Genomic DNA, 23,473 nt, shown 5'->3' on the forward strand with positions numbered 1-23,473 from the left:
TGCCTAAATACCTGTCTTCATGGGGTTAGCGTGGACGACAGAGTCAAGCATGCGGCAAAGATCTGTTCACCTGCAGCTTCCCGGAATGGAATAGAAAGCTCCGGAATGCGCGAGAGATATCGCTTTGCGAAATTATCATTTTCTATTGCGATAATATGATCCAGCGCATGCAGTGGTGGATGCTCACCTAGCACATATCTCGGAGTGACTTCCTAGCTCAGGAGCAGCCATGCTTTATCCATCGTGCTTCGCGCACACCGCACTGCGGCTTGCCGCCGCACCGCGCCCGGCCATGCCGCTTCTCGGCTCGCGGGCCGAGTTCTACGTTAATTTCGGACAGCCGATCTACCCGTAAGCGGGCCCGCCTCGCTGCCCTGCGTCCCCGCACGGTAGGCACGGGCCGTTGCACCCAACGCTCCGCTTCCCCAGATCTGTCATTTTTCCCTGCAGCAGTACGCCCTATTGTGCCCTGCACGGATACATGACCCTTTGACAAGGATGTCGATCATGTCGCAAAAGACTCCTGAAATGGTGCCCGTGGACGCACCGCAGGAAAACCCGCAAGCCATCGACCGGGCCAATCCCTTCGAGCTGAACGCTTCGCTCTACAACCAGGACCTGGCACCAACCACCCGCAAGGGACGCACCTGGAACTCCTACAGCATCTTCACCCTGCGGGCCAACGACGTGCACTCGCTGGGCAACTACACCTTCGCCATCGGGCTCTTCGCATTGGGCATAGGAGCGGTCCTGCTCTTCGTGCTGCTGAACTTCTCCGGGTTCATGGGCGAGAAAACCGGCGTCCCCTTCTCGGTGATGAGCCGCATCGCCTTCGGCATCACCGGCGCCCAGGTCAGGCGCTGCTGCGCGGGGCCGTGGCCATCGCCTGGTTCGGCATCCAGACCTACCTCGCCGCCCAGGTCCTCTCGGTCATGGTGATCGCGATGGCACCGGGCTGCACGGCCCTGGAGCAAACCAGCTTCCTCGGGCTCAATGGGCTTGGTTGGATCTGCTTCATGGTGCTCTGGGCCGTGCAGCTGGTGATCGTCAGCTACGGCATGGAAATGATCCGCAAGTACGAGGCCTTCGCCGGCCCAGTCATCTTGGTCACCTTCCTGGGCCTGGCCATCTGGATGCTGTTCGAATCCGGTTTCAACGTCTCGATGAGCACCGGCGAGCCGAAGTCCGGCATCGGGATGTGGACCGCGATGTTCGGCGCGGCCGCACTCTGGGTATCGATCTACGGCACCTTCGTGTTGAACTTCTGCGACTTCACCCGCGGCGCATCCTCCAAGAAGGCCATCGTCAAAGGCAACTTCTTCGGCATTCCGCTGAACATGCTGTTCTTCGGTGCCATCGTGGTGGTGCTCACCGGCACGCAGTTCTCCATCAACGGCCAAGTCATCACCTCGCCGTCGGATATTGACGAAATCATCCCGAACACCATGCTGCTGTTGCTGGCCTCCGCCGCCCTGCTGGTGCTGACTATCGCGGTGAACCTGATGGCCAATTTCGTCGCACCGACCTACGCATTGACCAACCTGTTCCCGAAGAAGCTGAACTTTCGCGCCGCCGCTCTGATCTCCGGGGTCATCGGACTGGTCATCCTGCCTTGGAACCTGTACAACTCCCCCGAGATCATCAACTACTTCCTCGGCGGCCTGGGCGCGCTGCTCGGCCCGCTGTACGGCATCATCATGGCCGACTACTGACTGATCCGCAAAGCCCGGATCAACGTCATGGACCTGTACCGCTCGGATGCAGAAGGTACCTACTACTTCACCCGCGGCGTGAACTACCGGGCCGTCGGCGCGCTGGTGATCAGCTCGGTGATCGCCCTGGTGCTGGCTTTCGTTCCCGCCTTGCACGTGTCGGCCCGTTTGTCTGGTTCCTGGGTTCGGGCGCCGGTCCCCTGGCCTACCTGGCCATGGCCAAGCGCCAGCACGATTTGGCAGACATCGATGGCGAGCCGATCGCAGTGGCCCCAACCCACTAGGACTACTCATGCGCATTCTGATCCTGAACGTCAATACCACGCAATCCATGACCCGCGCCATCGGGGATTCCGCCCGGCGGCTCGCCTCGCCCGGCACCGAAATTATCGAGCTCACCCCGGACTTCGGGGCCGATTCCTGCGCAGGCAATTTCGAAGGCTATCTAGCCGCCATCGCCGTAATGGACAAGGTCATCCAGGCGGGCTACGAGGGGGCATGGCCGCGAGGGCCTGCAGGAGCTGCTGGATGTCCCGGTTGTGGACATCACCGAAGCCGCTGCCTCCACCGCCCAATTCCTCGGCCACAAGTATTCGGTGGTCACCACGCTGGACCGCACGGTGCCGCTGATCGAGGACCGGCTGAAGCTGGCAGGCCTGACCGACCGGCTGGCCTCGGTGCGTTGCAGCGGGCTGGGCGTGCTGGAATTGGAATCCGATCCGCAGCGTGCGGTGGCGGCGATTGTCGAGCAGTCCGGCCAGGCGGTGGAGCAGGACAAGGCCGAGGTGATCTGTCTGGGCTGCGGCGGCATGGCTGAGCTGGAGGAGCAGGTGCGCCTGGCCACAGGCGTGCCGATTGTCAATGGCGTGCGCGCAGCGGTCACCACCGCCGAATCGCTGGTCCGCATGGGGCTGAGCACCTCCAAGGTACGCACCTACGCCCCTCCGCGGCCCAAGACCGTGACCGGCTTTCCGATGGCCCCGGTGGTCGCCGGCCTGGCGAACCGCTGAATGCCAAGTTAAATGGCAGGCTCAGCCCAGAGAGTTCACAGTCAGCCGTTCTAGAGTGGTAAGTACCTCATGAAGGTGCGAGTGATGACAAAAGGAAACCCCGGCGCTTCGGCGTCGGGGTTTCCTTCTTGCACGCTCTCCATCGAGGACCGGATTGGACTAGGAGAATTCAGGCACCTGGGCGACATACATGTCCGGGCGGACGACCACCAAGGCACCGGCCCGGTCGATCCCGCGCTCGGTGAAGATGTCCTGGTGCCCCATCGCCGCGTAGACCTTTCCCAGTCCATGATGGTATCCAGCCCATGGCCGGTCAGCTGCCAGAGCTTGTCCGCGTCCTTGACCAGGGAATCCTCGAGGCCGGTGGATTCGGCGCGGGAGTCATGGCCATCGATGATATTGACAATGCGTTCGATATCTTCCTGCGCTACATCATGTTTTTCCAGCAGCCGCGCAGCCAGCTTGGCGCCTTCCTTTTCGTGCTGCAGCACGAGTTCCGGGTTGCCCGCACCCGGCGCGATCGCACTGAGCACAAGGTCCGGATCGACGGCAGACCAGCCGATGTCGTGCAGCAGCATGGCCGGCAACACGATTTTTGCCTCCGCATGCGGGTGGTGCTCCAGCAGCTGATGGGCAATGGACACCGAATACAGCGTGTGGGCGTCATTGCTCCGGACCGCTAGAAGGTTCTTGGCGTCCTCCCACAGCGCCGCCAGCAACGGGTACTGCTCGAACAGATTGGGAGCCGCGCTTCCAAACCTGGCCGAGACATCGCGTCCGTAGTGGTTCGCCGCAGGTTCTAGTTTGGTCATGGGCACATGATCCCACCGAGGGCCCGCAGGCAGAAGCCCGGGCATCCACTCAGTGGAAGCCGCGGACTCCTGTCCCGCGCACGACCTAGAGGATCGCTTCGACGATCGGCATCTTGCCGTCGTAGAAGTTCACCGTGGCCCGGCGTGCCGCATTGTTGGCCAGCACATGGGTGATCACTTCCGCGACATTTTCGCGGGAAGTCTGCATCCCCTCGCCGTCAGCGTCCGAATCCTTGAGGTTCCCCGCCTCGTCGGCCAGCACCACATGCTTGCTTGCAGGCTCCAAAGTCAGCGCGCCCGGGCCCAGGATCGTGTAGTCCAGGTCGGTGCTGCGCAGGAAGGCATCCGCGTCATGCTTGGCCTTGGCATAAGCGTAGAAGGAGTTGGACGGGTCCAAGTTGTCCACGTCGACCAGCGCACGGCTGTAGGAGACCATCACGAAACGGTCCACCCCGGCCTGCTTGGCAGCCTTCATGGATCGCACTGCCGCCTCGTAATCCACGGCGCGGGTGCGCTGCTCGTTGCCGCCGCCGGCTCCCGCCGAGAACACGATGGCACTGGCACCGGTGAAGGCTTCCGCCAGCTGGTCCACCTCGGCGCTCTCGATATCGAGGATCACCGGCTTGGCACCTGTTGCCTTGATATCGGCGGCGTGCTCGGGGTTGCGGATCAGCGAATCGACAGCGTAGCCGCGGTCAGCCAGCTTGGGAGCCGCCAGCAGGGCGACTTTGCCGTGTCCGCCAATGAGTACTACTCGATTTCCTTCAGCCATGAATTGCTCCTTCTGGTTGATGCTCGTATTTGGCACAACGAGGCCTGCCCTGAGCCTATTCCCTTTCCGTGTCGCCGACTTCTTCCTGAGTGGCAGCTCAATTGACAGCATTCTTGCTGGCAATCGGCGTATTCTCTGCTTTATTGCATTCGCACTCAACCGAGGATGAAGCTCATGAAGCATAAAACCCTGAATTTGGAACTCAGCAACGACCAGTTCGCAGATTTGGCCAATGCCCTTGAAGACCATCGGGACTACTTCAAGAAACGTGCCGATGAAGCGTCCCTCGGCTTCGGGCTTGATACCGGATACTGGCAGTCCCGCGCTGCCGAGGTCCAGGAGCTGCTAGAACTGGTGCTCAGCTCCGCCAAGCACGAACAGCACTAGCCCGTTTCCTATTCTCTTCCAAGGAGCCAGCACTTTGCCCGCCAGGATTTTCACCATTGGACACTCAACAAGATCCATTGAGGATTTCCTCGCTCTGCTGATGCAGCACGGAATCATGCAGGTGGTGGACGTTCGTAAGCTGGCCGGATCCCGCAAGTTCCCGCAGTTCAACTCCGATGCCTTGCAAGCCTCGTTGAAAGCGGCAGGAATCGGCCTGCATCGCGAGGAGGCTCTGGCCGGCAGGCGCCCGGTGAGCCAGAGCGTCGATTTCGAGGTCAACGCGTGGTGGAGGAACCGCAGCTTTCATAATTACGCCGACCACGCACTCGGCGATGAATTCCTCCACGCAATCCAGCAACTCCAGGAGCGGGCCGTCGGCCAGAAGATTGCGATCATGTGCGCCGAAGCGGTGTGGTGGCGTTGCCACCGCCGCATCATTGCCGATTATCTCTTGGCCCGCGGCGCCGAAGTTCTCCATATCGTTGATGGACCCGAGGCCAAGGCAGCTGAGCTGAGCCCTGGAGCCGTGATTTGCCCGCAGCTGAGGATTACCTACCCGGCCGCCTGATACGCCGCGGGAAAGATTAGGCATTAATGCCCTTTATTACGTCATGGAAATCGTTACCGGTGCAATTCATAACGTTCCCTGACGCGGCACCCAAGAAATATGGACTAATTAAACAAGGCTGATGGTTTTTATTTTTCTCGGAAATCTCCCAGTCAACTCGGGTTAGGCTCAGCAAACGCCAAGTTTCACGTCGATCAGCCTTGCTGAACAGCGCTTTGAAGTGACCAGGCTAACATAAGGGCGACTTAGCTTAATTAGCTCAGATAAGGCTAAGCTAAGTAACAGATCACTCAATAGCGCAACCAAAGTCGGTTGCTGTTCGAAGAAGGAATACATGTCCTCCATGAAGCTTCGCGCTGCCGCACTGCTGAGCATCGCCGCACTGTCCCTGACCGCTTGCGGATCCGCAACCGATACCGCTGCCGTGGCCAAGGCCGGCGACGCCAAGACTGTCACCATCACCGACAACGAAGGCGAGAAGGCCATCCCGGTTCCCGCCAAGTCCGTCGTTGCGACCGACAACCGCACCTTCGAAACCCTTGATTCCTGGGGCATCGAGCTCACCGCAGGCGCCGTGTCCCTGATGCCGGACACCATCTCCTACACCAAGGACGAGAACATCCTGGATCTGGGAAGCCACAAGGAACCAAACCTGGAATCAGTCGTCACCGTAGAACCTGACCTGATCATCAACGGACAGCGCTACACCCAGCACGCACCGAAGTTCAAGGAACTGGCTCCGGAAGCCACCATCGTTTCCCTTGACCCACGCGAAGGCGAGCCATTCAACACCGAGCTGGAACGCCAGGTCACCACCCTGGGCGAAGTCTTCGGCAAGCAGGCCGAGGCCAAGAAGCTCGTCGAGGAATTCCAGGCTGCTGAAAAACGCGTAACCGACGCCTATGACAAGGACGAGACCGTCATGGGCCTGATTGCCTCGGGCGGCGAGCTGGGCTACTCGGCTCCGACCACCGGCCGCACCGTCGGCCCGATGTTCGACTTCCTGGGCCTGACCCCGGCACTGAAGCTCGAAGAGTCCTCCGCCGACCATGAGGGCGACGACGTTTCGGTCGAGGCCATCGCCAAGTCGAACCCTGACTGGATCATCGTCATGGACCGCGACGCAGCTGTTGGCGCTGACGGTGCCGACTACCAGCCTGCCAAGGAACTACTGGAGAACTCCGAAGCGTTGCAGAACGTCACCGCCGCCAAGGAAGCCCAGGTTGTCGTGATGCCGGCTGACACCTACACCAACGAGAGCATCCAGACCTACACCGAGTTCCTGAACACTTTCGCTGACGCTCTGGAAGCAGCGAAGTAAGCGTCTTGACCTCCCCAGGCCTTTAGTGGCGAAACCGGATTCCGGCTTCGCCACTAAAGCTGTATTCCCACCACATATTTCCACGGCGGCATTATGACAAGCACGACCCTCCCGGTCCGGACCAAGAGCAAGGTCCTCACCGGCAAACTCGCACTGGGCATCCTCGCGGTGCTCGTGCTGCTGGCGTTCTCCCTGTTCACCGGCGTCTACGACATCTTCGGCCAGGATGACGGCGGGATGATGTTCGCCGTCACCCGCATTCCGCGCACCATTGCACTGGTGCTCGCCGGTGCCGCCATGGCCATGAGCGGCTTGGTCATGCAGCTGCTGACCCAGAACCGCTTCGTGGAGCCGACCACCACCGGCACCACCGAATGGGCTGGCCTTGGCCTGCTGACCATGCTGGTCTTCTTCCCCACCGCCACCTTGCTGGCCAAGATGAGCGTGGCGATTGTCTTCGCCTTCATCGGCACAATGATCTTCTTCCTGTTCCTTCAGCGGGTTTCGCTCAAGGCCTCGCTGACCGTGCCGATCGTGGGCATCATGCTCGGCTCCGTGGTCGGCGCGTTCTCCACCTTCTTCGCCCTGTCCACCGACAAGCTGCAGTCCATGGGCATCTGGCTGGCCGGCTCCTTCACCTCGGTGATCCGCGGGCAGTACGAGGTGCTGTGGATCGTGGCCATCGTGGCAGTGGCCATCTACATCGTTGCCGACCGCTTCACCGTGGCCGGATTGGGCGAGGAAATCGCCACCAACGTGGGCCTGAACTACCGCCAGGTGATGCTGCTGGGCACCGCGCTGATCGCTGTCGCCACCGGCGTGGTCACCGTGGTCATCGGCAACCTGCCGTTCCTCGGGCTGATCGTGCCGAATATCGTCTCGATGGTCCGCGGCGACGACCTGCGCAGCAACCTGCCCTGGGTCTGCCTGCTGGGCATAGCGATCACCACGGTCTGCGACCTGATCGGCCGCACCATCATCATGCCGTTCGAGGTCCCGGTATCGCTGATCCTGGGCGTGCTCGGCGCGGTTGTCTTCATCTTCCTGCTACTGAGGCAGCGTAAAGTTGGCTAATCTCATGACTCACCCCGCCCTGGGCACCCATCACGCCGGACGCTCGGCAGGACCGCTTCCCACCAAGCAGGTCCGCAAGCGCTACTGGATCACCCTGTCCATCATGATCGGGCTGGCCCTGTTCTTCGGGATCGGCCTGCTCGTCTGGGATAACCCCATGCCATTTGGCTCCGACGGATTCTGGATCATCGCCAAGCTGCGCGCCAGCAACATCCTGACCATGGTGATTGTGGCGGCCTGCCAAGCCATCGCCACCGTCGCCTTCCAGACGGTCACCAACAACCGCATCATCACCCCATCGATTATGGGCTTCGAAGCCCTGTACCGCGTGGTGCAGACCGGCGCGATCTTCGTGCTCGGGGTGGCCGGGGTGACCTTCTTTACCGGGGTCAGCCAGTTCGTGCTGCAAGTGGCGATCATGGTGGGCCTGTCTGTGGCACTGTACGGCTGGCTGCTGTCCGGCAAGCTGGGCAACATCCAGATCATGCTGCTGGTGGGCATCATCATCGGCACCGGGCTGGGCTCGATCTCGACCTTCATGCAGCGCCTGCTGACCCCGAGCGAATTCGACGTGCTCACCGCACGCCTTTTCGGCTCGATGGCCAACGCCGACATGAGCTACATGCCGGTGGCCATCCCGCTGGTGCTGATCGCCGGCGGCTACCTGGTGCTGTCCTCCAAGAAGATGAACATCCTCGCCCTGGGCAAGGAAACCACCATCAATCTGGGCATCAACCACCGCCGCGAAGTCATGAAGAGTCTGTTCTTCATCTCCATCCTCATGGCCGTCACTACCGCGCTGGTTGGCCCTCTGACCTTCCTCGGGTTCCTGGTGGCCACCTTGGCCTACCAGCTGGCCGACACCTATGACCACCGCTTCATCTACCCGATGTCATTCCTCATCGGCTTCGTGGTCCTGGCCGGCGCCTACTTCATCATGAAGAACGTCTTCTACGCCGAAGGCGTGGTTGGCATCATCATCGAAGCCGTCGGCGGCATTACCTTCTTGATCTTCATCCTGCGAAAGGGCCGGCTGTGATTACCCTCAATTCCGTCAGCAAGCAGTACAGCTCCACGGTCTCCATCGGCCCGGTCAGCTTGGAAATCCCCACCGGCGGGATCACGGCGCTGGTGGGCCCGAACGGAGCGGGCAAGTCCACCATGCTCACCATGGTCGGGCGCCTGCTGGGCATCGACCAGGGCTCCATCGAGGTCTCCGGCTACGACGTGTCCAAGACCAATTCCAAGGACCTGGCCAAGATCGTCTCGATCCTGCGCCAGGAGAACCACTTCGTCACCCGCCTGACCGTGCGCCAGCTGGTGGGCTTCGGCCGCTACCCGCACTCCAAGGGCCGGTTGACCCAGGCCGATGAAGAGATCATCTCGCGCTCCATCGACTTCCTGGATCTTGGCGAGCTGGAAGGCCGCTACTTGGATGAGCTTTCAGGTGGCCAGCGCCAGCGCGCTTATGTGGCAATGGTCCTGGCCCAGGACACCGATACGGTGCTGCTCGATGAGCCGCTGAACAACCTGGACATGAAGCACTCGGTAGTGATGATGCAGCACCTGCAGCGTGCTGCCCGCGAGCTGAACCGCACCATCGTGATCGTGCTGCACGATATCAATTTCGCCGGGCACTACGCTGACTACATCTGCGCCATGAAGCAGGGCAAGGTGGTGCACTTCGGCACCCCGACGCAGATCATGCAGGACGAGATCCTCAGCGAAGTTTTCGAGACCCCAGTCAACGTCGTTCCGGGCCCCAATGGCCCGCTGGCGGTGTACTACTGAGTTCGCGAAATTTCAGTACAGCAAGACCCCATGACCGTCAGTGGTCACGGGGTCTTGCTGTGTCTCGGCAACTTTGATGAGGTTCCCATGCTAAAACTCGAAGAGCCCCTTCAGCAGGAAGTCGAGTCCGTCCATTCCTCGGCCAACAGCGCATAGGCCATGGAATCCATCCATTCCCCGTTGCGGTGCAGGCTGTCCTTGCGGCCGTAGAATTCCTTGCGCATCCCCACGCGCTCCATCAATTTCCACGATGGCTCATTGGCAGCGAAGCATTCGGCAGTAACTCGGCGCAAGCCAAGAGAGCCGAAGCACAGGCCGATGGCAGCACGGATGGCTTCGGTGGCGTAGCCCTTGCCGCCATAGGCCGGGTCGAAGCTCCAGCCGAGGTTTCCCTCAACGCCTTTGGCACTCTGCTCAACTTCACTTTGGCCCCAGCCATCCACGATATTCAGCATGACCGTGCCAATCAGCTCGGTCCCCTGGCCGGTATCCAGTTCCACGGCCAGATCCTTCAGCGGATAGTCCTTCGCGAAGAACATGACGCGGAAATCTTCCAGTGTCCCAGGACCAGCGGTGATCCACTGCGTAACTTCAGCAAGCTGCCGGTAGCGCCAGATTGCTTCCACATCATCCGGCGTCACCCGGCGCAAGCTCAGCCGCTCGGTGCGTACCGGCCAGCTGATCTTCCTCAGCTCATCTTCCATGCTCCAAGCCTATCCGCAGGTTTTCCGTGATGAGCGCTAGTCGCGACCGCTTTACTGCACGTCCCCGTCCTCAGGTGATTTCTTTCCGCGCAGCACCGGCGAGCAAATCAGCACTACCAGACCCGCGATGGGGAAAACGAGCAGAGCCAGCCGCAACCCGATATTCTCGGCAAGGAATCCGACCAGTGGCGGCGAGAGCAAGAAGCCCAATCGCATGAGCCAGGAGACAATGCTCAGGCCAGTTCCCGGGGACAGCCCCGGCAGCTTGTCGGCTTGGTCCATCACCGCCGGGACCAGAGTTGCCGAGCCGAATCCAGCCGCCGCGAAACCCAGCAATGTGCCCGGCACGCTGGGGAACAGCAACGCCAAGCCCATGCCGAGCGCTATCAGTGCGCCGCCGAACTGGGCCATGCTGCGCTGTCCAAAGCGGTTGACCATCCCATCGCCGAGGATTCGGCCAATGAACTGGGCGCCGACCAAGGCGATGAACCCGCTGGCCGCCAGCGCCGCTGGTGCCCCGAGCTCTCCCAGATACAGTGTTGACCAGGAATTTCCGGCATCCTCGACCATCACTCCAGCCACGGAGATCAAGACCAAGGCGCTCATCATCAGCAGCATCCGGCCGCGGGATCCTGCTGGGCCCGCAGTCCGGACGGTCCCGGTGGCCGGTGGCACAACGGGTTCGATGGCCCCCTGCTCAGCGGACCGGGGCAGGCAGAATTTCAATGCTATCAGCGCCACCACGGCGAACAGCGCCATCGAGATGCCCAAATGCACCGGCAGCGCCAGGCTCAGCTGAATCGCCCCGGCGGCCATCAAGCCGCCAAGCACCGCTCCGACAGACCACAAGGCGTGGAAGGAGTTCAGTATCGAACGCCCATAACGCCGTTGCACCACCAGGCCTTGCGCGTTCTGTCCGACATCGGTAATCGAGTCCATGGCACCGCCCACGGCGAAGGCCAGCACCACCCAGAGCACCCCCGGGGCGCTGCCGGCGGCGAGCAATGCCGCACCGGTAGCCATCGTGCCGAAGACAGCAACCTGCGCCGAACCGAAACGGCGAACCAGCGCGCCTGCGGCCAAACCGGCAAGGATCGCCCCGATGGGCCACGCGGTAACCAGCAAGCCGTAGCTTGCGGTGTCCAATCCCAGTTCCCGTTTCAGCTCGGGAAGCCGCGGCGCCATATTGGCAAAAAGTGCTCCGTTGGTGAGGAACAGGGCGGCGACTGCTGCACGGGCGCGGGAGTTGGCACTGGATTCGGTGGCTGTCATGGGGCCTTTCACCGCAGCTCCTGCGGACTGGTCACTGGCGAATGCCGCAATGGCATCCAGCGTCGAGAGTACCAGTGCCACTGCAGGCACATCACGACACCGTGCCGTTAAGCCTGCGAGTTGGATGTCTCCAGATGGTCAGCCCTCCAGCCAGCTCACCTCTCCGGTGCCCAAATCGTAGACCGCCGGTACCACCCGGGTCCGCTGTTCCTCCACCGCCTTGCGGATGATGGCAGGGCGCTCGAGCAGCTGCTCCACCACGGCGCGGGCATTGGCCTGCACCACCGTGTCCACCGCTTCGCTTCCCGAGCCCTCGACTCCTGCCGTGCGGGCTATGGGAGCAATCTGCTCGGCGAAGTCATCCATCTCACCGGGCAACCGCGGATTCCCGGCGTCCTTCTCCATCGCCTTCAACGTGGTTACCGCTCCGCATGCGGTGTGCCCGAGGATCACCAGCAGCGGTACCGAGTATGGACTGGAGACAGCGAATACCATGCTGCCAACCAGGGTGTCATCGAGCACGGCTCCGGCAGTCCGGGTGACGAACAGGTCTCCGATCCCCTGACCGAACAGGAGCTCGGGGGTGACGCGGGAATCCACGCATCCGTGAATCAAGGCGAAGGGGCTCTGGTGCTCGGCTTGCTCGCTGCGCCGGCTGGTTGCCTGGTTGGGGTGCTCCGGCTTGCCAGCGCAATAGCGCTGGTTTCCGGCACGCAGCACCTGCAGCACCTCGTCGGAGGTCTGCGGCGGTTCGGCCAGATGCGCGCGGTCCGCATCCGGGGCTTGCGGCGAAGCGCAGGCTGCCAGCCCGGCGAGGGCAAGGAGCCCGGAAGCGCCGGCGAGCAGACCGCGGCGCGAAGGCCCGGTCGAGGTTGCATCGTTGCACTTGGGGTTGCTGATTCTGGTTGCGGCATCTTGCCTTCCTGTCGCGCCTGATGAGCCGACAAGCCGAATTAACTATAGTTTGTCAGTAAATAACATCAAGCGATCTAGTGTTATGCATTTTATTCATGAATAGCAGGCGTCACCTTTCGGCAGAACTTAGTATCTTGGCGAACAAAGAATGTGATTGACACCACAGCCAATCTTCGGTTGGATGGAGACTGTCAATCGATTGATTGGCTTTTGAGTCACAGGGTGGTGTCCATGGAACTGGGAAGAGTCCAGCAAGCAGCCGTAGCCTGCTTTGCCCAGCGCGGCTTTGCTGCCACGGGCATCCGCGAACTGGGCAGCGCCGTAGGACTGAACTCGGCCACCCTCTACCACTACGTCGGCGGCAAGGAAGACCTGCTGCTGGGCATCATGAACGACTGCCTGTCCGTCATGATCTCCGGTGCCAAGCAGGCGCTTGACGGCAGCACGGATCCGGTACGGCAGCTCGCCTTGCTCATAGCCTTCCACGTCGGGTTCACGGCCACCAACCCCAGCACCGCACGCGTCACCGAACACGAGATGCGCGCGCTGTCCCCCTCCGCTCGCGAGCAGATGCAGGCATTGCGCGACGAATACGAGCAGCTCTTCTCCGATGCGCTGAAGGCCGGCGAGCGCCAGGGAAGCTTCAACACGGCGGACCTGGGCATCGCCCGCTTGGCACTGATGGAAATGGGCACCGGCGTCTCGCACTGGTACCGCAAGGGCGGCCGGCTCTCGCTGGCCGAGGTGCAGCTGAACTTCATCTCCCTGGCCATGCGCATCCTCGCGGTACCCGACGAATTCCCGCTGCCACCGCAGCAGCTGCCCGTACCCCAGGTAATCGCCAGCGAACCAACCCTCAAGGACTGACTTCGTGAAGACCCTTTCCTCCCAACTGAACCCCGAGCAGTTCGAACGCAACGCCGCCGACCAGGCGCCGTTGCTGGCCGAACTGCATGAACGGCTGGAACGCGCCGCGCGTGGCGGTTCCGAGAAGTCCCGGCAACGGCATGTGGATCGCGGCAAGCTGCTGCCCCGCGAGCGGGTGGACGCGCTGCTGGATGACGGTTCACCCTTCCTGGAAATCGCCCCGCTGGCCGCCGAGGACATGTACGACGGCGCCAGCCCCGGCGCCGGAGTAATTGCCGGCATCGGCTTGGTGCACGGGCGGCACGTGCTGGTCATCGCCAACGACGCCACCGTCAAGGGCGGCACCTACTTCCCGATGACGGTCAAGAAGCACCTGCGCGCCCAGGAAATCGCGCTGGAGAACAACCTGCCGTGCATCTACCTGGTGGACTCGGGCGGCGCGTTCCTGCCGATGCAAGACGAGGTCTTCCCGGACCGCGACCACTTCGGGCGCATCTTCTACAACCAGGCCCAGCTTTCGGCGGCCAAGATCCCGCAGCTGGCAGCGGTGCTCGGCTCCTGCACCGCTGGCGGAGCCTACGTCCCGGCAATGAGCGATGAGACGGTGATCGTGCGCAACCAGGGCACCATCTTCCTCGGCGGCCCGCCACTGGTGAAGGCCGCCATCGGCGAGATCGTCACCGCCGAAGAACTGGGCGGCGGCGACCTGCATGCCAAGACCTCCGGCGTGGTGGACCACCTGGCCGAGAACGACGAGCACGCGCTGATGATCATCCGCGATATCGTCTCCACCCTGCCGGCCAACCCGGCCCCGGCGTGGAACATCGAGGCCAAGGTCGCCGAGCCGCTGTACCCGGGCAGCGAACTGGCAGGTGTGGTGCCGGTGGATGTCAACGCGCCCTACGACGTGCACGAGGTCATCGCACGCATTGTCGATTCCAGCAAGTTTCACGAGTTCAAGGCCGACTACGGCACCACCCTGGTCACCGGCTTCGCGCGCATCCATGGCCACCAGGTGGGCATCATCGCCAATAACGGCGTGCTGTTCTCGGAATCCGCGATGAAGGGCGCGCACTTCATCGAGCTGTGCGACCAGCGCGGCATCCCGTTGCTCTTCCTGCAGAACCTCGCGGGGTTCATGGTGGGCCGCGACTACGAGGCCGATGGCATTGCCAAGCACGGGGCGAAGATGGTCACCGCGGTGGCCACCGCCCGGGTTCCCAAGCTGACCGTGATCATCGGCGGCTCCTTCGGCGCCGGCAACTACTCGATGTGCGGCCGGGCCTACTCCCCGCGATTCTTGTGGATGTGGCCGAACGCGCGGATCTCGGTGATGGGCGGGGCCCAGGCTTCATCCGTGTTGTCCACGGTCAAGCGCGACGGGATCGAGGCGGCCGGCGGCAGCTGGAGCGATGAGGAAGAGGAAGCGTTCAAGGCGCCAATCCGCGAGCAATACGAAACCCAGGGCAACCCCTACTATTCCACCGCCAGGCTATGGGACGACGGGGTCATCGACCCGGCCGATACCCGCCGGGTGCTCGGCCTGGCCCTGGATGTCTGCGCCCGCCAGCCACTGCCGGAGACCAGCTTCGGCCTCTTCCGGATGTAGTGCGAGGAAACCACCATGACTGCCAAGCTCTTTGATACCGTCCTGATTGCCAACCGCGGGGAAATCGCGGTGCGCATCATCCGCACCCTGCGCGCCCTGGGCATCGAATCCGTCGCCGTGTACTCGGATGCCGACGCCGGGGCCCTGCATGTGTCCGAAGCCGACCGCGCGGTGCGCATCGGCGCGGCCCCGGCCAATGAAAGCTACCTGGATATCGACGCGGTGATCTCCGCTTGCAAGGAGTCCGGCGCCCAGGCGGTCCACCCGGGCTACGGGTTCCTCTCCGAGAACGTGGATTTCGCCCGCGCCTTGGAAGTCGCCGGCATCACCTTCATCGGCCCGCCGGTGAACTCGATCAACCTGATGGGCGACAAGATCCGCTCCAAGAACCATGTGCTCTCCCACCAGGTGCCGGTGGTTCCCGGCATCGCCGAACCCGGCCTGGGCGACGAGCAGCTGCTCGCAGCCGCCACGGATGTCGGATTCCCGCTGCTGATCAAGCCCTCGGCCGGAGGCGGCGGCAAGGGCATGTTCGCGGTGGAATCCGCCGCGCAGCTGCCCGAGGCGCTGGCCAGCGCCCGGCGCACCGCGCGCAGCGCGTTTGGCGATGACACCCTGTTCCTCGAGCGGCTGGTGCGCAATCCGCGCCATATCGAGGTGCAGATCCTGGCCGACGCGCATGGGAACACCGTGCACCTGGGCGAACGCGAATGCTCGTTGCAGCGCCGCCACCAGAAGGTCATCGAGGAAGCCCCGGCCCCGCTATTCGAGAACCTGGAGCACGGCGCGCAGATCCGCGAGCGCATCGGCGCCGCCGCGGTGGCCGCCGCGCAATCCGTGGGCTACGTCGGCGCGGGCACCGTCGAGTTCCTGGTCAGCGACCAGAACCCCGACGAGTTCTTCTTCATGGAAATGAATACCCGCCTGCAGGTGGAGCACCCGGTCACCGAGGAAGTCGTGCGGGTCAACGGCGAAAAGCTGGATCTGGTCCAGTGGCAGGTGCGCATCGCTGCCGGACAGGCGCTGGACTTCTCCCAGGACCAGGTGGCGCTGTGCGGCCATGCCATCGAGGCCCGGCTCTACGCCGAGGACCCGTCTTCCGGCTTCCTGCCTTCGGTGGGCACCGTGCTGCGCGTGAGCGAGCCGGAGAATGTCCGCGTGGATTCCTCGCTGCGCGACGGCCTCGAGATCAGCGCCCACTACGACCCGATGCTCTCCAAGCTCATCGCCTGGGGCGAGGACCGCACCGAGGCGCTGGCCCGGCTGGATCAGGCCCTGGCCGGCACCGTGGTGCTGGGCGTGCTGGCCAACAGCGAGTACCTGCGGCTGCTGCTGGCCGATATGGATGTGGCGGCCGGGCGTCTGGACACCAACCTGATCGAGCGGAAGCTGGACCAGTTCGCTTTCCGCCAGCTCGAGCCCCGCGAACTGGCACTGGCAGCGCACCTTGAGGACCAGCGGATTCCTGCGGCGAATACGCCGTGGGGCTTGCGCGATGGCTGGCGGGCCCAGCAGCGCCGGGCCAGCATCCAGCACTTCGATGCCGAGGCGGCCGAGGGCAAGACCGCGCTGCTCAGGAAGCAGGATGCCAGCTTGGTGCGCGTGGGCAGCGAGGAATTCACCGTGCGCCAGGAACCGGATGGAACCCTGTCCGTCAACGGGCAGCGCACAGCACTCCAGCACGCCTTCGCCGAAGACGGCACGCTGTGGCTGTGCGAGGACGGGTGGACTGCGGCGGTGCGCAAGCTTTCCCGCGAAGAAGTCCTCGAACGCCACCTGGCCACCCTCGCCATCGAGTCCGGGGCCTTCTCCCCGCATGTCGAATCCCCCATGCCCGGCACCGTGATCAGCGTGCAGGTTGCCGATGGCGATGAGGTCGCCGCTGGCCAGCTGCTGCTGAGCATCGAGGCGATGAAGATGGAGCACCAGCTGATCTCCCCCGCCGATGGCATCGTGCGCATGACCGGCCTGAAGCCCGGGGATCTGGTCAAGGCCAAGCAGGTCGTGGCCACCGTGGAAGCAATGCAGAGTACCGAAGCGAAGCATCAGGAGCAGGACGCATGAGCGAGCAAATCCCCACCCGCGTGGAGCAGCGCGGCCTCTACTTCGACGAGCTGCAGCTCGGGGCCATCTACGTGCACAAGCCCGGACGCACCCTGACCGAAGCGGACAACGTCGCGTTCACGACGATGACCATGAACAACCAGGGCCTGCACCTGGATGCCGCGTGGGCTTCCACCCAGCCCTTCGGCAAGCCGCTGGTCAACTCGCTGCTGACGCTGAGCACGATGATCGGGCAGTCGGTGGGCCAGCTGACCGAAGGCACCATCGTGGGGCAGCTGGGCATCAACGACGTGAAGTTCCCGCATCCGATGTTCCACGGCGATACCCTCTACACCGAAACCGAGATCACCGCGCTGCGCGAATCCAAGTCGCGCCCCGGCCAGGGACTGGCGTCCATGACGCACACCGGCCGCAACCAGCACGGCGACATCGTGGCCACCGCCACCCGCACCTGCCTGATGTGGACCAGGCAGGCGCACCAGGACGCGCTGGAAGCCAAGGGGGAAAATGCCGATGGCTAGATTCCTGATGGGCCCTTCCCTGCTGTTCTGCCCGGCAGACCGGCCCGAGCGCTACGCCAAGGCGGCGCAGCGCGCCGACGCGGTCATCATCGACCTCGAAGATGCGGTGGCCCCCGCGAACAAGGACGCTGCCCGCCGCGCACTGCTTGAAACACCGCTGGATCCCGAACGGGTGATAGTGCGCGTGAACCCGGTGGACAGCGAGCACTTCGCCAAGGACTTCGAAGCGCTGGGGCAGACCGCCTACCGCACCGTGATGCTGCCCAAGTGCGAGTCCGCGGAGGATCCGTCCGCGTTGGCCGGATACGACGTGCTGGCGCTATGCGAAACGGCCAAGGGCATCACCAATGCCGGACAGATTGCCGGGGCCCCGAATGTCGTCGCGCTGATGTGGGGCGCCGAAGACCTGATCGCCTCGATCGGCGGCACCTCCTCCCGTGGCGGGGACGGCAGCTACCGCGAGGTGGCGCGGTTCGCGCGCTCCCAGGTGCTTCTGCATGCGGCGGCCCACGGCAAGGCGGCGATTGATTCCGTATACCTGGACATCCCCGACCTGGAAGGCCTGGGCGCAGAGTCCCGCGATGCCAAGGCCTCGGGATTCTCGGCAAAGGCCTCGATCCACCCCAACCAGATGCCGGTCATCCGCGAGGCGTTCGCGCCCACCGAAGCGGAACTGGACCGCGCGAGGCAGATCCTTGACGCCGCCAAGGAGAACCCAGGGGTGTTCGCCTTCGAAGGACAAATGGTCGACGAGCCGCTGCTGCGCCAGGCCCGGGCCACTTTAGGCAGGCACTAATAGGATCCCAAGGAGTGAATCGCACCGGGTTTAATAGAAGCAAGGAAATTGGAATAGGAACACTTCGCCCATCGGCGTAGAGTATGTCCACGTTCAAGAATGGCTCGGTAAGACTTCTGATTCTCACGCCGCGCTCCCCCAGCTCACGGATAATCTCAATGGCCATCCGCTCTTCACCTGCCACGCGATCCAGGGCGCGGATGACCAAAGTTCCTCTGGCTGCAATTGCGCCTTGCACGCGACCCACTGCGGCCGCGCAGCCTCCCTGCTCGACTCCCCACAGTCAGTAAATATCTGCTCGGCCCCGGCCGCGCGCAGCTCGGCCGCCTGCGCCTGCGGGTTCTGCTCGCGCGTGCTCACTCGCGCGTATCCAATGACTGCCATATCAAAAAACGGTACACAGCCAGGTTGTGCAACACTTCGGTTTTGAAAGACCTTTCTGAAACAAAAAACCCCGGTGTGCCGCCCTGTGACTGTTAGTTTCATTTGGCGGGTTTTCACAGTTGGAATGGCGTATAGAACTGCACCAGTATTGCCAGGGCAATATCTTCAGGAACAAGCACACGGCAACGCAGAGCATAAAGAATGGGTAGCAGCCTCGAATTCTTCAAGGAAGCTACCCACCAATCGGCTATTTTCGGGTTGGGTCTTTGTAAAACCATCATTTAGGGGACAAAGAAAACCGCCATTCGAGCGATGCGACTGTTAATTTCGTTTGGCGGTTACATCGCGGTTTGGATTGTCATCTCCTATTTCTAACACGTGAGATCACGCTAAAAGGGATTCCGGTTCATCCCATGAAAGCGCATCATCTCGCGCTTCAGGATCTGACCACCGCATTGCGTGGAAAATGCAGAAAGGACAGAAGAATCAGATTCTACCGCCCTCAATGCCCTTACAAAACCCTCTAATTTACCGGTCGAACCGTGATTGAGTCGATCGCATCGCTCGCATCTTTGGCCAAACGTTCTGGCATCGGCGCGCTCTTCGCAGAGTCAGCTGCGATCTTTTGCCCTTCTTCGCTGACCACGTAATGTCCGAAGGTTTTCACCAGATCAACGGTTTGGGCATCCGAGTATGAGCTACAGAACAGTAAATAGGAGACCAGTACCAACGGGTAGGCTCCGGGTGCGGTGGTATTGCGGTCCAGCTCAAGGGCAATATCGTGGGCGCCGCGGCCTTCGACGCGTTCGGATTCTGCCACGGCAAGGGCTGCGGCTTCTCCGCTGACCTCAACAAATTCGTCGCCCACCCTAAGCTTCGCCTTGCCGAGGCTTTGATCAACGAGCGAATCATCGGCGTACGCAATGGTGCCAGGTGTGCGGGACACCGTGGTGACGACGCCGGCATTTCCCTGAGCCTTTTCCAGGGAAATACCGTTAGGCCAACTACCATCAGGCTCGTACCTCCACGCTTTTGGTGCGACGCTGTGCAAATATTCGGTGAAGTTTTCAGTGGTTCCCGAATCATCGGATCGTGCCACCACTGTCATAGGAATGTCGGGCAGTTCTACGCCGGGATTTAGCGCTGCGATGGCAGGATCTTGCCAGCTGCGGATGTCCCTGTTGAAGATTCGGGCAATGGTATCCGCATCAAGGTTCAGTTCGCTGACACCGGGAATGTTGAATGTGACGGCGATCGGGGAAATATAGGCGGGGATGTTGATGGAACCGCCTGGGCCGCAGGTCTGTTGGGAACGCTGGACTTCTTCGTCTTTGAGGAAAGCGTCAGAGCCGGCGAATTCGGTTGCCGCGGCGAGTAGTCCTTCGCGTCCTGCGCCCGAACCGACCGAGGCATACTGCACCTGGACTTTGGGATGGAGCACCGAGAATCCTGTGGTCCAAGCGTTCATCGCTGCATTCTGCGCGGTTGATCCGCCGCCAGTTAGTGTGCCACTCAAATTCGAGGTGTTAGCTTCGGCGGCCTTCTTCTGGGCTTCACCTAACGGGTAGTCGGACCCGCACCCTGCCAGAAGCATGATGGATGCAAGACTGAACGCGGCAAGAGCACGAGGAGATCGAAGGAAAGGTTTTAGGGGTGATTGAGCGGGGCGCATTATGGCTCCTGAAGTACTCGAAGAAACGAGGATCGAACATGAGAGGGGTGGTGAGGCGGTGCCTGTTGCCAGACACCGCTTCACCAAGTAATCACTTGATATTACTTATCTGCTAATTCGGCGTTGCCGTGCAAGGTGCCGGTGGCAAAACCGATTGTGACCGGTTGCTTCGTGCCACAGCACGACTGCGCTGGCTCATCGCTCTGCTCGTTCGGCATTTCTGCTTCACCGCAGCCGGTAGCCGGTACAGCTCCCTCGGCCGATGTTCCGCAGCAGGCATCGACTGCCGCCGGCGCGCTTCCGCAGGAGCTGTCCTCAGCTGCCGGAGCATCGCACGATCCGCCAAGGTCGGTGGAGCAGACCCCTGTTTCGGGCAGGTCAAGCTCAACCCGGCGTGCAGCTTCAAGGTCCCCGGACAGGTGCGCCGCAATGGAGCGGACCTGCTCATAACCGGTGGCCATCAGGAACGTAGGGGCACGGCCATAGCTCTTCATACCTACGATGTAGAAGTTCGCCTCCGGGTGAGCCAGTTCCTTTTCACCGTGCGCGCTGACCGTGCCGCAGCTATGGAATTCCGGATCAATCAATGGACCCAGTGCGCTGGGAGCCTCGACTATCTGGTCGAGATTCAAGCGCAGCTCGGAGAGCATGCCCAAATCCGGGCGGAATCCGGTAGCCGGAACAATCCGGTCCACTTTCAGCACTCGCCCGTCGGCCAAGTTCACGCTCAGCTTGCCGCCAATCGCCAGGGAGCTGATTGACACGTTTTCCAGCAAGCTGACGTGGTTGTTTTCTACCAGTCGGCGAAGAGAAGTGCCCAGCTGCCCGCGTGCGGGCAGCTGGTCTGCGGCCCCGCCGCCATAAAGCCGGATCGGATTCGCCTGGCCACGTAGACCCCACAGTATTCTGGTGTCCGGCTGTTCCTTCTGCAAGCGTCCCAGCGAGATGATGGTGTTCGCCGCCGAATGCCCTGCGCCGAGCACCAGAATCGTCTTGCCTGCGAAGTCTTCTCTGTCGGTGCCTAGAGGGTCGGGCAACGGGGACGTGATGAAGCCTTGCGTGCGGGCCTCGGCTTCGCCGATTGCTTCGATGCCCGACCGGCCCACAGGGTTTGGCTGGCTCCAGGTACCGGTAGCGTCGATGACAGCACGCGCCAGCACATCCACATCGCCCAGCGCAGTTGTGGTGCGAACCAGGAACAGAGACTCATCACGGCCAGCAGTACGTGTCTTGTCGATGCCCCGACCATCTTGGTGCAGCCGGCTGATCTTGGTCACGCGGTGGCCGTACTTGATCTGCGAGGCCAATCGCGGGTGGTTCGCCAGTGGTTCGAGGTATTCGTTGAGCAGTTCTGCGCCGGTCGGGAGCTTGGTTTCGCGTGGGGCGACCCAGTCACCTGCGTAACTTTCGCTTGGGGTCTCCAGCAAACGCTGCGCCGCAGCATCGATATCAAAGCGCCACGGGGAGAACAGTTTGATGTGTTTCCACTGTTCAATGGCGGCGCCCACGCTCGTGCCGGCTTCGAGCACCAGAACATCTTGGTTTTGTTCGATGAGGTGTGCGGCGGCGGCCAGGCCGGTCGGTCCGGCACCAATGACCACTACGGGATGGGTTGTGTCCATCATGACTCCTTGAATTTTGGTGAACCGTCGTGAATCCTGAGAAGCGGATTTAGCCGGTGGGAAGCAGTTCTGCGATCAGTGCTTCGATGCGTGTGCGGATCTCGTCGCGGATCGGCCGGACAGCCTCAACGCCCTGGCCTGCCGGATCTTCCAGCTTCCAGTCTTCGTAGCGCTTGCCCGGGAAGAATGGGCAGGCATCTCCGCAGCCCATGGTGATCACGACGTCCGAGTCCTTGACCGCTTCGGTGCTCAGCACCTTGGGCACTTCGGCGGACATGTCGATGCCTTCCTCCAGCATTGCCTGGACGGCGGCCGGGTTCACCGAATCGGCCGGGGCGGATCCGGCCGATCGCACTTCGATGCGACCTTTGGACAGGTGGGAGAGGTAGGCGGCGGCCATTTGCGAGCGCCCGGCGTTGTGCACGCAGACAAACAGGACCGAGGGCTTGGTGTTGTTTTCAGCCATGATTGTTTCCTTAGACAGAAGTGGTAGTTGGCTTGGCAGCGGGGAAGAATTTGCGCGACCACAGGGCCACGTAGACCAAGGCGACCAGGATAGGCACCTCGATCAGCGGACCCACCACCCCGGCCAAGGCCTGTCCGCTGGTGGCACCGAAGGTCGCAATGGCTACCGCGATGGCCAACTCGAAGTTGTTCCCGGCCGCGGTAAAGGCCAAGGTGGTGGTGCGCGGGTACCCCAGCTTCAGCCAGTGGCCGATGAGCATGCCGGCACCGAAAACCACCACGAAGTAAACCAGCAGCGGGACGGCCATGCGCAGCACATCCAGCGGCTTGGAAATGATGTTATCTCCCTGCAGTGCGAAGAGCAGCACGATGGTGAACAGCAATCCATACAGCGCCCACGGGCCGATCTTCGGCAGGAACTTTCCCTCGTACCAGTCCCGGCCCTTGGCCTTCTCGCCCAGGGTGCGGGTCAGGTATCCGGCCAGCAGCGGGATACCCAGGAAGACCAGCACCGAGGCGGTAATCGCGGCAATGGAGAACTCGGCGCTGGTGGTTTCCAATCCCAGCCAGGATGGGAGAAGCTGCAGGTAGAACCAGCCCAGGGCGCCGAAGGCGATGACCTGGAAGACCGAGTTGATGGCCACCAGCACGGCAGCCGCCTCTCGGTCGCCGCAGGCCAGGTCATTCCAGATGAACACCATGGCGATGCAGCGGGCCAGGCCCACGATGATCAGGCCGGTGCGGTATTCAGGCAGGTCCGCCAGGAATACCCAGGCCAGCACGAACATGAATGCCGGGGCGAGGATCCAGTTGATCACCAGCGAGGTGACCATCAGCTTCTTGTCCGAGAGCACCTTGCCGGTTTCGTTGTAGCGCACCTTGGCCAGCACCGGATACATCATGACCAGCAAGCCAATGGCGATGGGCACCGAGACCCCCGCCACGGTGAAGCGGTCCAGCAATTCTCCCAGCTTCGGGAAGATGCGGCCCAGCCCCAAGCCCACGGCCATGGCGAGCAGGATCCACAGGGCCAGGTACCGGTCCAGGAAAGATAGTTTCGCCGCCACGGGGGCGGTATCGGGCACGGTCGCAGGTGTCATGCAATCATCACTCCAAGTTTAGACATCGACGAGCG

General features: G+C 62.2%; 22 protein-coding genes and 2 pseudogenes. 14 read left to right on the top strand and 10 right to left on the bottom strand.

The features are described from left to right. Positions 1 to 229: 229 nt before the first annotated feature. The 3 genes and pseudogenes from JOE62_RS16430 (at position 230) to JOE62_RS00400 (ending at position 2,722) form a co-directional block, all read left to right on the top strand. Complete coding sequence (locus tag JOE62_RS16430) at positions 230 to 355, top strand: hypothetical protein (RefSeq protein WP_275587934.1); 126 nt, start codon at positions 230 to 232, stop codon at positions 353 to 355. Between the two features lie 173 nt (positions 356 to 528). Then, positions 529 to 1,996: pseudogene (locus JOE62_RS00395) on the top strand (NCS1 family nucleobase:cation symporter-1). 8 nt (positions 1,997 to 2,004) lie between these two features. Then, positions 2,005 to 2,722, top strand: a pseudogene (locus JOE62_RS00400) (aspartate/glutamate racemase family protein). Positions 2,723 to 2,772: 50 nt separating this feature from the next. Here the strand turns inward: JOE62_RS00400 and JOE62_RS00405 are convergent. Next, on the bottom strand, positions 2,773 to 3,534 hold the full coding sequence (locus JOE62_RS00405) for an HD domain-containing protein (protein WP_204719486.1): 762 nt from the start codon (positions 3,532 to 3,534) through the stop codon (positions 2,773 to 2,775). Positions 3,535 to 3,619: 85 nt separating this feature from the next. Next, positions 3,620 to 4,306 carry an SDR family oxidoreductase gene (locus JOE62_RS00410; RefSeq protein ID WP_204719488.1) on the bottom strand — a complete coding sequence of 229 codons (687 nt, stop codon included), beginning with the start codon at positions 4,304 to 4,306 and terminating at the stop codon, positions 3,620 to 3,622. A gap of 174 nt (positions 4,307 to 4,480) precedes the next feature. Between JOE62_RS00410 and JOE62_RS00415 the strand changes: the two genes are divergently transcribed. The 6 genes from JOE62_RS00415 to JOE62_RS00440 all read left to right on the top strand — a co-directional run bounded on the left by JOE62_RS00415 (position 4,481) and on the right by JOE62_RS00440 (position 9,447). Beyond that, positions 4,481 to 4,693, top strand: a complete 213-nt coding sequence (locus JOE62_RS00415; RefSeq protein ID WP_204719490.1) for a hypothetical protein — start codon at positions 4,481 to 4,483, stop codon at positions 4,691 to 4,693. A 34-nt stretch (positions 4,694 to 4,727) separates the two neighbouring features. After that, the gene (locus JOE62_RS00420; RefSeq protein ID WP_275587935.1) at positions 4,728 to 5,261 is read left to right on the top strand and encodes a DUF488 domain-containing protein; all 534 of its coding nucleotides are present in this window, start codon (positions 4,728 to 4,730) and stop codon (positions 5,259 to 5,261) included. 334 nt (positions 5,262 to 5,595) lie between these two features. Continuing rightward, entirely contained in the window at positions 5,596 to 6,582 is a 987-nt protein-coding gene (locus JOE62_RS00425; protein ID WP_204719494.1) for a siderophore ABC transporter substrate-binding protein, read from the top strand. Between the two features lie 93 nt (positions 6,583 to 6,675). Continuing rightward, on the top strand, positions 6,676 to 7,656 hold the full coding sequence (locus tag JOE62_RS00430; RefSeq protein WP_204719496.1) for an ABC transporter permease: 981 nt from the start codon (positions 6,676 to 6,678) through the stop codon (positions 7,654 to 7,656). A 4-nt stretch (positions 7,657 to 7,660) separates the two neighbouring features. Then, positions 7,661 to 8,695 carry an iron chelate uptake ABC transporter family permease subunit gene (locus JOE62_RS00435; protein ID WP_204719498.1) on the top strand — a complete coding sequence of 345 codons (1,035 nt, stop codon included), beginning with the start codon at positions 7,661 to 7,663 and terminating at the stop codon, positions 8,693 to 8,695. Further along, complete coding sequence (locus JOE62_RS00440) at positions 8,692 to 9,447, top strand: ATP-binding cassette domain-containing protein (protein ID WP_204719500.1); 756 nt, start codon at positions 8,692 to 8,694, stop codon at positions 9,445 to 9,447. The genes JOE62_RS00435 and JOE62_RS00440 overlap by 4 nt, the downstream gene beginning before the upstream one ends. A gap of 110 nt (positions 9,448 to 9,557) precedes the next feature. Here JOE62_RS00440 and JOE62_RS00445 read toward each other — a convergent pair whose 3' ends face one another. From JOE62_RS00445 to JOE62_RS00455, 3 genes are all read right to left on the bottom strand, one after another. Further along, complete coding sequence (locus tag JOE62_RS00445; protein ID WP_204719502.1) at positions 9,558 to 10,151, bottom strand: GNAT family N-acetyltransferase; 594 nt, start codon at positions 10,149 to 10,151, stop codon at positions 9,558 to 9,560. Between the two features lie 51 nt (positions 10,152 to 10,202). Next, positions 10,203 to 11,423, bottom strand: coding sequence for an MFS transporter (locus JOE62_RS00450; RefSeq protein WP_204723167.1), 1,221 nt, complete (start codon positions 11,421 to 11,423; stop codon positions 10,203 to 10,205). Between the two features lie 138 nt (positions 11,424 to 11,561). After that, positions 11,562 to 12,143, bottom strand: coding sequence for a carbonic anhydrase (locus JOE62_RS00455; RefSeq protein ID WP_204719504.1), 582 nt, complete (start codon positions 12,141 to 12,143; stop codon positions 11,562 to 11,564). A 426-nt stretch (positions 12,144 to 12,569) separates the two neighbouring features. On the opposite strand from JOE62_RS00455, the gene JOE62_RS00460 reads away from it, so the two are divergent. The 5 genes from JOE62_RS00460 to JOE62_RS00480 are packed head-to-tail and all read left to right on the top strand — an operon-like array spanning position 12,570 to position 18,195. Further along, positions 12,570 to 13,205 (top strand): TetR/AcrR family transcriptional regulator, encoded by a 636-nt coding sequence (locus JOE62_RS00460; protein ID WP_204719505.1) that lies wholly within the window; start codon positions 12,570 to 12,572, stop codon positions 13,203 to 13,205. Between the two features lie 4 nt (positions 13,206 to 13,209). Beyond that, positions 13,210 to 14,814: a carboxyl transferase domain-containing protein gene (locus JOE62_RS00465; RefSeq protein ID WP_204719507.1), complete on the top strand. Its 1,605-nt coding sequence runs from the start codon at positions 13,210 to 13,212 to the stop codon at positions 14,812 to 14,814. 15 nt (positions 14,815 to 14,829) lie between these two features. Continuing rightward, positions 14,830 to 16,878: an ATP-binding protein gene (locus JOE62_RS00470; RefSeq protein WP_204719509.1), complete on the top strand. Its 2,049-nt coding sequence runs from the start codon at positions 14,830 to 14,832 to the stop codon at positions 16,876 to 16,878. Beyond that, a complete protein-coding gene (locus JOE62_RS00475; RefSeq protein ID WP_204719511.1) occupies positions 16,875 to 17,399 on the top strand; it encodes a MaoC family dehydratase in 525 nt (174 codons plus the stop codon). The genes JOE62_RS00470 and JOE62_RS00475 overlap by 4 nt, the downstream gene beginning before the upstream one ends. Then, on the top strand, positions 17,392 to 18,195 hold the full coding sequence (locus JOE62_RS00480; protein WP_239543078.1) for an HpcH/HpaI aldolase/citrate lyase family protein: 804 nt from the start codon (positions 17,392 to 17,394) through the stop codon (positions 18,193 to 18,195). The genes JOE62_RS00475 and JOE62_RS00480 overlap by 8 nt, the downstream gene beginning before the upstream one ends. Positions 18,196 to 18,318: 123 nt before the next feature. Here the strand turns inward: JOE62_RS00480 and JOE62_RS00485 are convergent, their stop codons facing one another. The 5 genes from JOE62_RS00485 to arsB all read right to left on the bottom strand — a co-directional run bounded on the left by JOE62_RS00485 (position 18,319) and on the right by arsB (position 23,438). Then, a complete protein-coding gene (locus JOE62_RS00485; protein WP_338085725.1) occupies positions 18,319 to 18,681 on the bottom strand; it encodes a recombinase family protein in 363 nt (120 codons plus the stop codon). Between the two features lie 421 nt (positions 18,682 to 19,102). After that, entirely contained in the window at positions 19,103 to 20,251 is a 1,149-nt protein-coding gene (pstS, locus tag JOE62_RS00490) for a phosphate ABC transporter substrate-binding protein PstS (RefSeq protein ID WP_204719513.1), read from the bottom strand. Between the two features lie 101 nt (positions 20,252 to 20,352). Then, positions 20,353 to 21,873: an FAD-dependent oxidoreductase gene (locus tag JOE62_RS00495; protein WP_204723169.1), complete on the bottom strand. Its 1,521-nt coding sequence runs from the start codon at positions 21,871 to 21,873 to the stop codon at positions 20,353 to 20,355. A gap of 49 nt (positions 21,874 to 21,922) precedes the next feature. After that, on the bottom strand, positions 21,923 to 22,339 hold the full coding sequence (locus JOE62_RS00500) for an arsenate reductase ArsC (protein ID WP_038992396.1): 417 nt from the start codon (positions 22,337 to 22,339) through the stop codon (positions 21,923 to 21,925). 10 nt (positions 22,340 to 22,349) lie between these two features. Continuing rightward, positions 22,350 to 23,438, bottom strand: a complete 1,089-nt coding sequence (gene arsB / locus JOE62_RS00505) for an ACR3 family arsenite efflux transporter (protein WP_204719515.1) — start codon at positions 23,436 to 23,438, stop codon at positions 22,350 to 22,352. Positions 23,439 to 23,473: the final 35 nt, after the last annotated feature.

This window comes from Glutamicibacter nicotianae (assembly GCF_016907615.1).
Lineage (GTDB): Bacteria > Actinomycetota > Actinomycetes > Actinomycetales > Micrococcaceae > Glutamicibacter > Glutamicibacter nicotianae.